Source organism: Chryseobacterium sp. KLBC 52, from assembly GCF_003347605.1.
Classification (GTDB): Bacteria; Bacteroidota; Bacteroidia; order Flavobacteriales; family Weeksellaceae; genus Chryseobacterium.
In genome coordinates this window covers 14,810-28,547 of the sequence record NZ_QDFZ01000025.1, presented here as the reverse complement: position 1 = coordinate 28,547, position 13,738 = coordinate 14,810, and the positions used below count along the sequence as shown (strand labels likewise).

Below are 13,738 nucleotides of genomic sequence, written 5' to 3'. Positions count from 1 at the left end.
TTTTTTTCCTGCTCTTGTTTTAATTCGTCGGGCATAGAAACTAATCATCAGTCAGCCCAGATACTACCAAAAGCAACCAGCAAACCAGCAAATCAGCATCCTATCAACCTCTAACTTAAAAACCAGCAACAAATTAACCAAAAACTACTCTATCTCTTCCCCAGAAGTGTCCTCAATTGTAATTTCCTGTGGTGCAGATTTTTTGAAAATAAACCATAGTTTGATCTTTAAAGCAATCCAGCCGATAATAGCATATATTACTAAAAGAATGCTTAAATGTTTCAGATATGGGAAGGTAAGTTCTACCGAACCTTTTTGAATCAATAAGATTTTAAAAGCCTGTAAAAAGGGAGTTAACGGAATAATATTCGCGATAAACTGTACGAAAGCGGGCATTGCATTCAAAGGCCATGTAAAACCACTGATAATGAAAGCCGGCGAAGCAATAACCATCAGGATTTGTGTAGCTTTCAAAGCATCCGGAATCAGAATACTGATGAATACGCCTAAAAATGAAACCGATCCAACAAATACGGCTGTCAGCAATATAAAATTGAATATTCCTTCCGGCATCGGAACATGAAAAATCATGTGCATAAAGTAGTAAATACCTACAATGAGAACAGAAAACACCCAGATTGGAATGACTTTTATCAACATGGTTGGGAAAGCCCATCTTTTCATTTTAAGATATTCTTTCACAAAAGATCCTCTTTCGAATTCAGCGGCAAAACTCACTGCCATTGCTAATAAAATAACCTGCTGTAACACTACTGCCAGCATTGCAGGCCACATAAAGATCAGATAGTTTCCGGTAGTATTGAAAAGGGTTATATAATTGGCTTTGAAAGGTTCGTATTGTGTTGCAGCTTTTACAGCGGGCATTCCTGCTTTCTGAAGAGCTTTGATGGAAGCTCCCGCAGAAAATGTTCCTATGGTCAGCTGAAGCGCTTTCGAGGCGAAGTTTGCTGTTAAAACGTTCCCCGTATTGATATACACATTCAGTTCAGGATATTTTTTCTGCAGCATATCTCCTTCAAATCTTGAGGGAATAATAACGACAGCAGCTGCCTCATGCCTGATCACCTCATCTTTAATACTGAGAGGTTCCTGCAGATATCTGATAATTTTGATGCTTTTATTATCATCCAGCATTTCCGTCAGTTGGTTGGATAAAGGTGTATTGTCTCTATCTACAACCAAAACAGGAGTATTTTCAACTTTTCCGCTTTTGTAGACAAACCCAAGCAAGGTGGCATAGAAAACCGGTGCCAAAAAGAACACCGTCCTTAAGGTAGAATTGCCGATAAAAAGTTTGAACTCTCGTTTTAAAAGACGGAAAAATTCTTTCATCTGTATATTTTTATAAGTGGAGAACGAAATGAAATTCAGGAAACTTCATCAGTTCTTTTCAATTTATTTCAGGATTACATTGGCATTGACTAAAATACTTTTAGCCTTATTCATGTCTTTGGGTTTTACTTTGATCTCATAGATCGCATCCTGTAACTGGTAATCAGGATAAGCAGTGGTGATATCAGCATACTTTGTCAACTGCTTAATGTATACGATATTTCCTGTCAGATTTTCTTTGTTATAGACTACCTGCATAGTGACCTCCTGCCCTTTTTTATATTTTGAAATAGCACTTTCCGGAATGGTAAATCTGAAATACGTACTTTCCGGGATATACCCGTTAAACAATGCAAAGCCAGCAGTTGCCAATTCTCCCGTATTTAAGCTGATGGTTTCAATTTCCATATCGTTGGTAGCAATGATATATCTTTCGGAGTAGGCTACGTTAGCTTCCTGCAAAGCTCCTTTGGCTTGTGAAGCCTGCCCTGCCGCCATTTCTATTTTTTCGAAACGGGTTCCTCTATTTACATCATCCAATTCCGCCACTACAGCATCATACTGAGCTTTTGCGCCTTGTAATTTTGCATAGATTTCGTCATGCGCCTGTGGGGACATTAAACTGTCGCGGAACATATTATTCGCTCTTTTGTAAGATTTCTGGGCAAATTCATATTGTTCTTTCAATCCTTTATATTTGGCCTGAAGCTGTTTCAACTGATCGGGTGTTGCTCCGTTTTTGGCCATTTGCTCCTGAGCTGAAGCAGCACTTACCGCACCTTGTGCCTGTGCTATTTTCGCTGAAACTTCTGGGACATCAAGCTGAGCCAGCGTATCTCCTTTTTTCACCGTCTGACCTTCAGAAACATATATTTTAAGAATCCTTCCGGTAACTTTAGGTGCAAAAGAGATGACATCCTTTTTGGTTTTCCCTTCAGGTTCTTTAATTTTTTCATTTTTTTTGTCACAGCTCCCTAAGAAAAACAGAGCAGCGAAGAGTATAGATATATTTTTATGCATCATGTAAATTTTTAAGGGATTAAATAAAATTTGGTGATATCCAGCTCCTGGGTAGATCTCATCAGTTCTATTCCCGCTCTTCTCTGGTTGAAAATGGCATTCTGATATTCGAGTTCCGCAACTTCAAGATCATTTTCGGCATCAATAAGCTGTGAAGATTTGCTCATTCCGTACCTGAATTCTTTTTCTGCCTGTACGAGTGCATTTTTTGCCAGCTCTTTTTCTTTGGCTTTCAAGGTGATCTGCGCGGAAGCAATATCATAATTGGTTTGATTATTGGCCAGATTCAAGGTCAGTTTTTTCAGAGCATCTTCTTTCTGGTTCTGTAGAACTTCTTTCCCAACTTTGGCAGTTTCTTCTGCGTGTTTTCCTTCTTTACCGTCGAAAATTTCCCATTTAAAGCCTACACCAGCTGTAATCAATGGAAATACGTTGATATTATTGGGTCTCCAGTCCAGCTTTTTCCCTTCATATCCAAGGATTGGAACTGCGGGAATAATATTTTCTGAGGACTTTATCCTGTTTCCGTACAATCCGATATAATAGGCAGAAGCCATCAGCTGTACTTTAGGAATCATCCACGTTCTTTCTGCTTTTATTTTATAGTCTGCCGCACTGATTCCATGTTCCAGTGCACGAATTTCTGCTCTCTGTTCAATCCCTTTTTCTGCAGCCAGCAACTCTACGGGAGATAAGACAGGATCTATCATTCTGAGCCTTTCTCTTTGAATCCCTGTTAAAATATAAAGCTGGGTAAGAAGAAGTTCTTTTTTCCCTTCATATTCTACCATTTTAGCATCCAAAGTAGCCTGCGCCAGCTCAATTTTCTTATGATCATAAGGCGTTATCAAACCATAACCAAGCGCTTTGTCCGCAGTTTTCCTGTTGATATCCAGTCTTTTTTTACTTTCATCCAGTACTTTTTTAGACTGATGAATTAAGGCTAATTGATCATACGCTTTAGAAATAGTGGCAATCACCTCATCTTTTGATTTTTCCAGAAGGATATCTTCAGACTTTTTCTTTTCTTCCACCGCTTTTTTCATGTACTTCACCTTTCCTCCTGAATACAGAAGCATTTTGGCATCTGCCTTGGCAATACCTGAAAATCCGGATACATTGAAATTATTGTTGAAAGTCCCTTCAGGAATATTGATAAAGGGAGCGAGATTGAATTCGGGAGACGTCAGTCTTGCTGTTCCGTTGAGATAGCCGGCTTTACCACTTAGTTCCAAGGTTGGAAGAAAGATATCTTTCAGTTTGTGTTCATCAAGATCGGTAAGTTTGTTTTGGGTAATCTGCATTTTGAGGTTCGAATCCCGAACCATAGCACTATCCAGAAGTTCTTTAAAATCCGGTGCAGACTGTGCCCAGCCACAAGCGGGGAAAGCAAAAAAACTAAACGTAAAAATCAATAAATTGTTTTTCATGGTTTATGTTTATAACAAATATAATGCAAAAATTGTTAAAATCCTTAAAGATAATTCAACAAGGTAGTGAATTTAAAGTAAGTTTAAAATACGTTTAAGTTTAAAGCCCTGCAAAATAAAGTTTTGCCCGAAGTGTTTAAATGTTAATTAAAACTTAAAAAAGTTTAAAAAAATAATTAACTCTACTTTTTTCATACAATTTTCCACCGCATATTTCTTAGAAAATAAAGAGGATAAAGCTATGTTTTATTTGAAAAACTAAGTTTGAATATTGGAAGATGATTCCCGTGGAGCGACAAACGGAGTGGAAAAATTTTGATAATATATAATCTGCTCTTTGTCAAACTGAGTGTAAGTTTAGGCTAAAGCCATAAGGAACTTAAATATTTTAATTAAATAGGCTAAAGCCCATTTCTATTGAGTACAATTGGACTTATTCTCTTTATATTCTAAATTTTGGAGGCTGGATTTCTGCGGAATGACAAACGTTGTGGATAGGCTTGGGGAATGAATAATCTGCTCAATCAGCAAAATCTGCGAGAGATCATATTCAATAGGAACGGACTTTAGTCCGTTTGGAAAAGGTGAAACGTCAATTGGCTTGAGCCGAAGCCTAAAGTACAAGCAGTGTTCGCAAAAGCATTGTTGATAGCTTTAAATTCGTTCGCAAGGGCGTTTCACTTAGCAAAGACATGACGAATTATCTTATCCTGAAAAAAACGAAAACTCCCCACATTGCTGTGAGGAGTTTTCTGTATCATTATAATAAGCTGATTTATCTTTGAACTGCTTTTTTCATCGCAGCATCAGGGCGTAAAATTCTGTAACGGACTTCAATGTCTTTCGGTACGTAGAATACCAATGGAAGTTTACTATTGTATCTTACAATTTCAGGTTTCAAGGTCACAAACTTTTTAGTCTGTTTTTTATCCAGACAACCCATCAGTGTTCCTGCCGTTTCCCCTTTAGATTCTACTTCATAATAGTTGTATCCCCATCCCTGAAGATCCTGGGTTTTCATTTCTCCCATTAAAAAATAGTTGTTACAGTCTAACATTTTTTCAGCCCCTACAAAAAGCTCAACTTTTAAGTCGTTTTCATTTTTTGCTATGGGAAGCTGAATATATACTTGCTTATAGCCTTCTTTTGCTTTCGGGAACATTTCAATCTGTAGTTTTTCAAACTTCTCTGCTTTCTTTTGTGCGAAAGCATTTACTCCAGCCATTAATACTAATCCTGTGATTAAAGTTTTAGAAAATTTCATCTTTTAATAATTTTTTTAATTGATACTATCTTAATTCCAAAAACCATTCCAAAATTAAACAATTGTTTGGTTTTTCGATTTAATTCTATTTTTATTAAAAATCCAGCAATAAAAAAACTGCAGTAAAAAAATTTACTGCAGTTTTCTATGTTGATCAGTTACTCTGAAATTGCGACGCTACTTCCTTTTGTATGGGCATTCATCTGCGGTGCGTAATAATTCTGCATCGTTGTAATTCCGTTGGAGAATTTTCCGGACGCATTAGCTACTACATCATATTCAAAGACATATTTTCCTTTTGGCATATATTGAATATAGAAATTGGTAGAGGCATCTTTGGTAGACTGATAATATCCCAGATTATTTTTCCATTGATATCCGGATAGTACATCTACAGGCTCAAATCCTGCAGCACGCATATCTTTAATATGAATAAACTCCATCGCTCTGTCTGTATTCAGAATCATCCTTACAGTTATCTTATCTCCTACTTTCAACGGTGTTTCAGAAGAGATTTTCTGAAGTTCTTCTCCGTTTACCGTTTTTACTTTTTTATAAAGCTCTTTCGTTACAGAAATATAGTTTTCTGAAGATTTGATTTTATCAAGGTCTTCATAATACTGCCAGAACAATCCACCCTGAACAATTCCGGGACCAGGTTTGGTAACGGTTACAGATGCTAAGTTTTTATCTATAGCTTCTGGCTTCAATGTCGATTTCACGTAGCCTGTAGCTTGTGTCTGAGGAATTAATTCTTTTCCACCCCAAACAATCGTTGCTTTATCACTTTCTGTTCCCGTCCATGATTTCCCTGAATTCAAAATGGTAAAGATCACCTCAGCTGTTCCTCTTGAACTTCCCCATGAGTTCACTTCTTTTTGGGTTACCAGCCAGATCTTCATGTCTTCAATAAAGTTTTGCTCGTTAGATTGTAATGTATTGAAAGCTTCCAATGCTCCGGCATGGTTAACTACTTTTGAGCCAAACCATCCCCAATCATTCAAGTTTTGTTTCCAATAAACCCCTTGTGTTTTAGTATCTGTAGAAGTTTCCTTAAGATATGTCATCAACTTTGCAGACACATCTTTCAGACCATAATCGTTCATCAATAGTGCAGCACGGTGAAGTCCAAAGAATGTAAAGTCAGTGATTTTAGCTGTCTTTGCTTTTTGTTTCACCAATGTTTTCAGGGTAACTCCTTTTCCTTTCAAAGGATATTGTTTTTCCCAGTAGTTTCTGGTATCAAGATAATCCATCGTCCAGTTGTTCCAGACATTTCCTTTTTTCGCATCAAAATATTTATTCACTTCATTATCCACATACTGGATCAATTTAGCTACAAGTACTTTCTGATCTGCGTTTTGATAATCTTTCACATTATCTTTTAACCAGGAATTAATTTTTCCTAAGTTTTTAAGGATATACAATGACGTTCCATAAGAACTTGGATAGCCAGGATACCATGAGAATCCACCGTCAGGATTCTGTAGTTTTTTGAAATCATCCCAATCCTGATTGATAGAATTTTTCATTGTATTGACATCAAATAACAATGCTAATTTCTGCATCTGCTCGCCTTCATTTTTGCTTTCCAATACCCAAGGTGTTTCTTCAAGCAACAACTGTTTCAACTCCTGATTTTTTTCAAGATTTGAATTCAATAATCCTTTGTTCTGATATTCTTCAAAAACTGTTTTCATTTTCGGGTTGGCTTTGAATATTTCCGAAGCCAGCACGTCTGCAAACCATTTATTAAAGATCACATCTGCAGAATTGTTCTGATCGTTTTTCAGACTTGGAAGCGCAAACATAATCTCCCAGATCGGATTGGTTGTGAGTTCTAACGTATTGGAAACATTAGAAGCTGTCGTAGATGTATTGTTTTTAAGATTATCCAGTACAAATGTTTTGGTTTCTCCTTCTTTTACAAAAACCGGAACAGCATCTGTTACCAGCATTCTGTTAGGTAATACAGCCACAGCCTGTTGTTCACCGTCAGAATAAGCTCCTGCTTTCGCAATCACTTTGAAAATAATTGAGGAAACATTGTCCGGAACTTTCAATTTCCATGTTAATGCACTGCTTCCGTTTTCATTTAAGTTGAAGATTAGTGCTCCTGAGGTGATTCCGAATTTCGAAGATATATTTTCATTGGTGAAGGCATCCAGAATCTGTAATTCCGCAGAACCACTTAGTTTTTTATCGGTAAGATTGGATAGTTTCGACTGTAGATTCAGTTCGTCACCTTCTCTCAGGAATCTAGGATAGTTTGGCGTTACAGAGAATTCTTTCTGTGTTACCATTTCTTTTTCCAAGGTAGCAGCCCTTGCATCTTTAGTGTGGGCAAGGAACATCAGTTTCCATTTTGTCAGTGCTTCCGGAGAAGTGAACTCGAAGCTTACATTTCCTTCGGCATCGGTTTTCAGATCCGGATAGAAGAATGCGGTTTCGTTGAGATTTTGACGGACTGCTACTTTATCTAATTTCTCCTCTACATTACCAGAACCATCTGCATATTTCTTTTTTTCTTCTTCTGTCAACTGTCTTCCTGAGTCAAGGAGATCAATCGCACTATCATTCAATACCACAGCTTCTTTTGCAACGGCAGCTCTTGCTGTTTTAAATTTCGCCCCAGCAATTGGTGACGGAGGTGGTGCATAAGCCGGAGCTTTCACTCCTTCCTGATTGCTAAATCCTACTATAGTTTCCCTTGAAATTGAATAATAATTTCCATCAAACCAGTTAAACTGAGGAACAGTTATATATCTGTCTTCGAAGTACTTTAATCTCTTCTGATAGTTTTGCTGCTGCAGATAATTTCTGATTCCATAAGAAGTAACGATTACAAATGGCGTATATAATTTTCTCCAGCTATAGGTGTTTGCAGCAAACTGATCCAGAGACATATCATACATATTCGCCAATACCTCAGCATTGATCTTTTCCTTGTCATTTCCAGTAACTTTTACCGTCCACTTTTCTTTAGCGTTAGGTTCAAGCTTATCTCTGAAGGTTACGGTTTCAATTTTTAAAGGTTTTTCTGTATCCTTTATTTTTAAAGAAACAGATTCTGTATTCACATCATTAAATGCTACCAGCTGAAACTGAAGATTCAGGTCTGAGACACTTTTATCTTTAGGAATTTCAGCCGTATATTCTAATACTCCATTTTTCATCTGATGAACTTCTGAAACCGTTTTTCCGGATCCGTCCTGCACAAAAACATTGATTAAAGCATCAGGAACTGCTGAGTAAACATACACTTTTGCTTTTTCCCCTCTTGACAATTCTTCTTTCGGAGCAATAACCGTAAGGAATGTTTTTTGAGTAGGCTTCAAAGCTGTTTTATCCCAAACACTGAAATACTGTGAAGTTTTGATCGTATCTTTTCCTTCTATATTGAAAAGTTCAAGTTCATAATCTCCTGTTTCCAGTTTTCCTAAATCGAGGTTGGTTAAAAGCTGAGCATTGTCAGCGGATGGCTGCTGCTGTCTTTCAATTACAACTTTTTCTGTTTTCCAGTTTTTGATCTCATCATTTTTATCAAAAAGATCATGTGGGAATTTGCTGATGAATTCTTCTTTTGAATATTTCGGAAGATTCTGAACATCAGATTTGAAATTATCTCTGAAAATCCTGTCCGGAGCAGTTAATTTTGATAGCTTAACCTGATAGTTTTTTTTAAGATTCTGATCATTATAATTTTTGGTTTCTACCTTCACTTTTACATTTTCATCTGTAAAAGTATTGCTGATATTTTCCGCCTGAATGTAATGAGAAACCGAAGCCACTTTTAATTGAGTATCGGCATTCTGCGTTTCTCCGTTGATGTCTGTAACGGATGCATTGATGGCATAATTGTCAATCTGTATTCCTTCCAGCTTTTCATCTTTTTTAAGTTCCAAACGAATTGTAAACTCTCCTTTTTCATTGGTTTTTGCTTCGCCTAAAATTGAATTTTCATTATCATCATTCTGTGGATACCAGCTGAAATATCTCCATCTGATATTTTGTTTTTTGATTTCATAATTCACTGTAGTATTGCTCAAAGGAACTCCCGAGAACATCACAGCTTTTCCTTTCAAATGAATTGTTTGGCCATACTTATACTCTTCTTTTACGGGATCAAAGGTGACTTCAAATTTCGGTCTTTTGTATTCTTCTACCCTGAAATTTTTGTATCCAGCACTTTCCCCTTCTATTCTCAGGTAAAAATTACCATTCAGTTTTCCTTTTGGAAGAATGAAACTTCCATGGTAAGAACCGAATTCATTGGTGGTAAAATCCTGTGAAGAAACCTCTTCATTATTGGTGTTCAACAGCGTGATTTTTTGTTTCAATCCTGAAAGAACAGATTCAACCTCCTTACTCATTCTGGTATTCACCACCTTGAAATAAACAGTCTGCCCGGGACGGTAAATTCCTCTGTCAATAAAAATCTGTGCTGTTGAACGGGTTTGTTTATTAGGATTATAATCTTCAGCATAGCCTCTGTTTCCATAGACCTGCATGATCTGGAAATCATTGGTTTTAGGCTGCTGGATCAGGAAAGTTCTGTAATATTCTTTACTATCTGTAGCAGGAAGCTTAAATACTCCGCTGGCATTGGTTGTTCCCTCAATTTTAGTTAATGTTTTATTGGAAACAAACTCATAAAATCGAAGACCTTCATTGGCTAAAGGCTTACCATTATCACTATTGACCAATTTCAACTCATCGGAAAGAGGGTTTCTGTCCTTTTTGGATTGATAAATAATCTGGTTTCCGGAAACCAGAAAATATAAATTCTGCCTCGAGTCTGTATCTTTCATGTCTGCTCCTGCAACCGTAAATTCCGCCACATACACTCCTGAAGGAAGCGGTTTCACTTCCAAAGAAGTTTTGTGACTCTGATAATCTTTAGGATCCGGCAGCTGGAATATTTCTTTCCTTACCAGATTCTTCTTTAGTTTGCTGAAAGTATCGGAATAGGAATCCTGAACATACCGAATTAACGAAGTAAAATCGTCTTTCACTTCATAAATATTCAGGGTAAATTCTGAAACATTCTGATACTGTGCAACCAAGTGAATCGGAAGATTATTCTGCGTCTGTGCTTCATATTTTAAAGTCAGATACGGATTGACAATCTGTGCTTCCTTGCTTTTAATATTCTCCAGGAAAAGAGATTTCGGGTATTTACTTTTAGCTTGTGCTGCTAATGCAAGAGCTTCTTTAGGCTTCTTCTGATTAGTAAGCTCATCCATGACATCTCCCATGATCATTACTTTATAATCTCCTTCTATATTAGAGTTCAAAAGATTCTGAAGCTGCTGAAGTTTATCCTTACAATGATTGAAGTTACAATTTTCCGTAAGCTTTTCTTTCATGAAATACAGCTTGGAATTTCCTGTATTCTGTTCGATCAGTTCATCATAAATTGCATTGATTGTTGTACGGTTTTCTGTCAGTTCATTTTTGGTGAAAATATTGTTTTCAGATAAAAACGCTATTTTCTTCACGGCATACCAATCCGATAATGTCGGAAAATAAACAAGGTCTCCTGCTTCTGAAAAGATATCTTTATACTTTTCCAGCGAGATCTTTTTCATTTCAGGTTTTTCTTTATCAAGTTCCTGAAAGTTTTTCGTCAGATAATTTTTGAAATCAAGTTTACTCCAGGTTTCAATCTGTGAAACATCCTGCGAATTGATATTGGTTCTTCCGTTTATTTTCCAGGAGTTCTGGTTGTAATAATCCATGAAAAAGCCATTCATTAAGACTTTGTATACCAGCTTTCCGTCTCCGCTTATTTTACCTTCTGCATCCTTAATTTTTTTGAAAAACTGAGAAGCAGCATCATTCTGATCATCGTCAACGGTTTGGTTTACAATACTGAATTCCGCTTTCAGAGAACGGATCAGCTCGAAGGCATTATTTTCTTTCATGGCTTGTTTTTGTATGTCTAAAATAATGGGAAGATTAGATTTATAAGCTCCTTTTACACTGTTATCAGCCACTTTTTTCCATTGGGTATCGTAATATTTCTGTGCGGATACCGTTGAAAAGCTTAGCATTACAAGCAAAAGCAGAAAAATCTTGGAAAATCTTTTCATATATATTAATTTTGATAAATGAACATCTTAAAAATACTGAAAAAAACCGTCATAGACAGCCAGCTTTATGTCTCTCTTATGGGAACTCTTTTTGCAGTATTTTTCATGAAAGAGCAAAACACATTCCGTTTCCCTACTTTTGCACTTATTTTCATCACTTATTTCAGTGGTTATCTGTATACTAAATACCAATATACCAGGCACTTTTTGAAAATACTTGTTCTTAATGCAACAGCAGGAATTGTCTGTGCTTTTCTAATCATTCATAATCATAATGAGATAAGACTTCTGAAATGGTTTATTATTGTAGTCCTGGGGCTGCTTTACAACAGTTTTTTTCTCGATGTATATATTCGTAAAATTCCTTTACTGAAAGTGTTCTACGTAGGATTAGTATGGGCATTGGTTAACTGCTGGCTTACGCTTCCGGAATTTAGCATGCCTATTTTTCTGATCAGTTTTTTCTTTATTACTGCACTGGTTCTACCTTTTGATATCCGTGATATGAACAGTGATACCGTAAAGACTTTCCCTATGCTTATAGGGGTGGAAAACACTAAATACATTGCCTATGGACTTGTTTTTATCAGCAACATCATCGGGATCTTCTATCTCGACTTCCATTATGCCCTGGCATTTTTTATGGCCAGCATTGTAACTTATTTTCTCATCTACTTCTCTGATAATAAAAGAGATGATGCTTATTTCTCATTCGGGGTGGAAACTTGTTCGGCACTTCCTTTTTTATTTTTAGTAATAATGGAGTATTTTTGACGAATGATTATCAAGAAGCTTTCCCTGTACAATTTCAAAAACCATTCTGAGAAAAAATTTGAGTTTTCCCCGCAGATCAACTGTTTCGTGGGTAATAATGGCGTGGGAAAGACCAATATTCTGGATGCGCTGCATTATTTATCAGTAGGAAAAAGCTTTCTGGGAAATACGGACCTCAACAATATTAAACAAGAGGAAGACTTTTTTACCATTGATGCTGAAATTCAGAATGAAGACAGCGAGGATATCATCAGAATCACCCAGCCTAAGGAAGCTAAAAAAGTGATCAAGAAGAATGATAAAAGCTACGACAGGCTTGCAGATCATATCGGATACCTGCCAAGTGTTATGATCTCACCTTACGATTCGAATCTTATTTCGGATTCCGGAGAAAGCAGACGTAAGTTTCTGGATGCGATGATCTCTCAGACAGATTCAGAATATCTTTTTGATCTCATCCAATATCAGAAAACCATTCAGCAGCGAAATGCTTTACTTAAATATTTTGCCAAAAACAGAACCTGGGACAAAGATTCTCTGGAAATTTATGATGACCCTATCACCAGATTTGGAACGAAAATATTTAAGAAAAGAAAAGAGTTTGTAGAACAGCTCAACCCAATTGTTCAGAATTTCTATCAGATTATTTCCGGTGGAAAAGAAACTGTATCGGTAATTTATGAATCTCATTTGCTGGAAGATTCTTTTGAAAGCCTTTTAAAAGACAGCCTTGAGAGAGACCGAATGCTTACTTACACGTCAAAAGGAATTCATAAGGATGATCTTCTTTTTGAAATGGATGATGTATTAATCAAGAAAATCGGATCGCAGGGACAGCAAAAATCTTTCCTGATCTCTTTAAAGCTGGCTCAGATGAGTCTTGTAAAAGAACTCACCAAAAAGACGCCTATTCTACTGCTCGATGATATTTTTGATAAGCTTGATGATACCAGAGTTTCTCAATTGATTGAATTGGTAAATAAAGAAAGTTTCGGACAGATTTTTATCACAGATACTCACAGAGAGCGTACGGAAAGTGTCGTGAAGAAAATTAACGAGGAAAGTATCATTTTTGAAATTTAGTCAATAAATATTTAAACCTATTTCTCAATATTATAGTATTTTTTATCTTAACTTATCATTCTAAACTCCATCCCAAATCTCGAAACCCGAATCACGCATCCCGAACCCCAACTATGAAGAAGAAAAAACGTGAATATCAATCCTCTGAACTGGTAAAATCTTTTGCCAGAATTTATGGTTTTGAACATAAACTAGTTGCTTTTGACATTAAAGATTTCCTTGAAGAATATCTTGATGAAAGTCTTTTCAGTGAAATCAGAAGTGTGAATATTGAAAATGAATGTATTATTATTAAAATTGATTCTCCTTTATTGAAACACGATTTTAAAATGCGGAAAAGTTTTTATCTCAAAAAATTCCAGGATAAATTCGGTGTTGAGAAATTTAACGATCTACAGATATTATAGGAGTAGAAGGCAAATTCATTTAAATAATTCACTAACGTTGAAATTATTTTATTTTATGCAAATTAATATGTATTTTTAATGCACATTAATCTATTTTTTACCATGAAAAAATCAATTGCATCAAAAAAACTGACAAGAAAAACTTTAAAAACAATACAGGGAGGTGGTACCGGAGAAATCTGCTGTGCCGTAAGCTGCGCCAATGAAAACGAATGTGCTTATTGGACAACACTGCCTACAAAATGCCCATTACTTCCTATTTGTCTTTAATTGCTATACCAATAGAAAAATGCTACCCGAGGGTAGCATTTT

At 36.2% G+C, this 13,738-nt stretch carries 9 protein-coding genes; 4 read left to right on the top strand and 5 right to left on the bottom strand.

All coding sequences use genetic code 11. The features are described 5' to 3' along the window. Positions 1 to 144 precede the first annotated feature (144 nt). The 5 genes from DDF69_RS20745 to DDF69_RS20725 all read right to left on the bottom strand — a co-directional run bounded on the left by DDF69_RS20745 (position 145) and on the right by DDF69_RS20725 (position 11,162). Entirely contained in the window at positions 145 to 1,353 is a 1,209-nt protein-coding gene (locus DDF69_RS20745) for an ABC transporter permease (RefSeq protein ID WP_114822458.1), read from the bottom strand. Positions 1,354 to 1,416: 63 nt separating this feature from the next. Continuing rightward, a complete protein-coding gene (locus DDF69_RS20740) occupies positions 1,417 to 2,373 on the bottom strand; it encodes an HlyD family secretion protein (protein ID WP_034699607.1) in 957 nt (318 codons plus the stop codon). Positions 2,374 to 2,384: 11 nt separating this feature from the next. Then, on the bottom strand, positions 2,385 to 3,803 hold the full coding sequence (locus DDF69_RS20735) for a TolC family protein (RefSeq protein ID WP_114822457.1): 1,419 nt from the start codon (positions 3,801 to 3,803) through the stop codon (positions 2,385 to 2,387). Between the two features lie 775 nt (positions 3,804 to 4,578). Continuing rightward, positions 4,579 to 5,067: a serine protease inhibitor ecotin gene (eco, locus tag DDF69_RS20730; protein WP_114822456.1), complete on the bottom strand. Its 489-nt coding sequence runs from the start codon at positions 5,065 to 5,067 to the stop codon at positions 4,579 to 4,581. A gap of 158 nt (positions 5,068 to 5,225) precedes the next feature. Continuing rightward, positions 5,226 to 11,162 carry an alpha-2-macroglobulin family protein gene (locus DDF69_RS20725; RefSeq protein WP_114822455.1) on the bottom strand — a complete coding sequence of 1,979 codons (5,937 nt, stop codon included), beginning with the start codon at positions 11,160 to 11,162 and terminating at the stop codon, positions 5,226 to 5,228. Between the two features lie 18 nt (positions 11,163 to 11,180). On the opposite strand from DDF69_RS20725, the gene DDF69_RS20720 reads away from it, so the two are divergent. From DDF69_RS20720 to DDF69_RS22150, 4 genes are all read left to right on the top strand, one after another. After that, a complete protein-coding gene (locus tag DDF69_RS20720) occupies positions 11,181 to 11,936 on the top strand; it encodes a hypothetical protein (protein WP_114822454.1) in 756 nt (251 codons plus the stop codon). 3 nt (positions 11,937 to 11,939) lie between these two features. Then, entirely contained in the window at positions 11,940 to 13,019 is a 1,080-nt protein-coding gene (gene recF / locus DDF69_RS20715; RefSeq protein ID WP_114822453.1) for a DNA replication/repair protein RecF, read from the top strand. A gap of 113 nt (positions 13,020 to 13,132) precedes the next feature. Then, positions 13,133 to 13,426, top strand: coding sequence for a hypothetical protein (locus DDF69_RS20710; RefSeq protein ID WP_114822452.1), 294 nt, complete (start codon positions 13,133 to 13,135; stop codon positions 13,424 to 13,426). Between the two features lie 102 nt (positions 13,427 to 13,528). After that, a complete protein-coding gene (locus DDF69_RS22150; RefSeq protein ID WP_162800978.1) occupies positions 13,529 to 13,696 on the top strand; it encodes a hypothetical protein in 168 nt (55 codons plus the stop codon). Positions 13,697 to 13,738 lie beyond the last annotated feature (42 nt).

What these genes read in the sequence shown, in the direction of transcription:
- DDF69_RS20745 (WP_114822458.1), bottom strand. Translation starts at nt 1,353, where the DNA reads ATGAAAGAATTTTTCCGTCTTTTAAAACGAGAGTTCAAACTTTTTATC.
- DDF69_RS20740 (WP_034699607.1), bottom strand. Translation starts at nt 2,373, where the DNA reads ATGCATAAAAATATATCTATACTCTTCGCTGCTCTGTTTTTCTTAGGG.
- DDF69_RS20735 (WP_114822457.1), bottom strand. Translation starts at nt 3,803, where the DNA reads ATGAAAAACAATTTATTGATTTTTACGTTTAGTTTTTTTGCTTTCCCC.
- eco (WP_114822456.1), bottom strand. Translation starts at nt 5,067, where the DNA reads ATGAAATTTTCTAAAACTTTAATCACAGGATTAGTATTAATGGCTGGA.
- DDF69_RS20725 (WP_114822455.1), bottom strand. Translation starts at nt 11,162, where the DNA reads ATGAAAAGATTTTCCAAGATTTTTCTGCTTTTGCTTGTAATGCTAAGC.
- DDF69_RS20720 (WP_114822454.1), top strand. Translation starts at nt 11,181, where the DNA reads ATGAACATCTTAAAAATACTGAAAAAAACCGTCATAGACAGCCAGCTT.
- recF (WP_114822453.1), top strand. Translation starts at nt 11,940, where the DNA reads ATGATTATCAAGAAGCTTTCCCTGTACAATTTCAAAAACCATTCTGAG.
- DDF69_RS20710 (WP_114822452.1), top strand. Translation starts at nt 13,133, where the DNA reads ATGAAGAAGAAAAAACGTGAATATCAATCCTCTGAACTGGTAAAATCT.
- DDF69_RS22150 (WP_162800978.1), top strand. Translation starts at nt 13,529, where the DNA reads ATGAAAAAATCAATTGCATCAAAAAAACTGACAAGAAAAACTTTAAAA.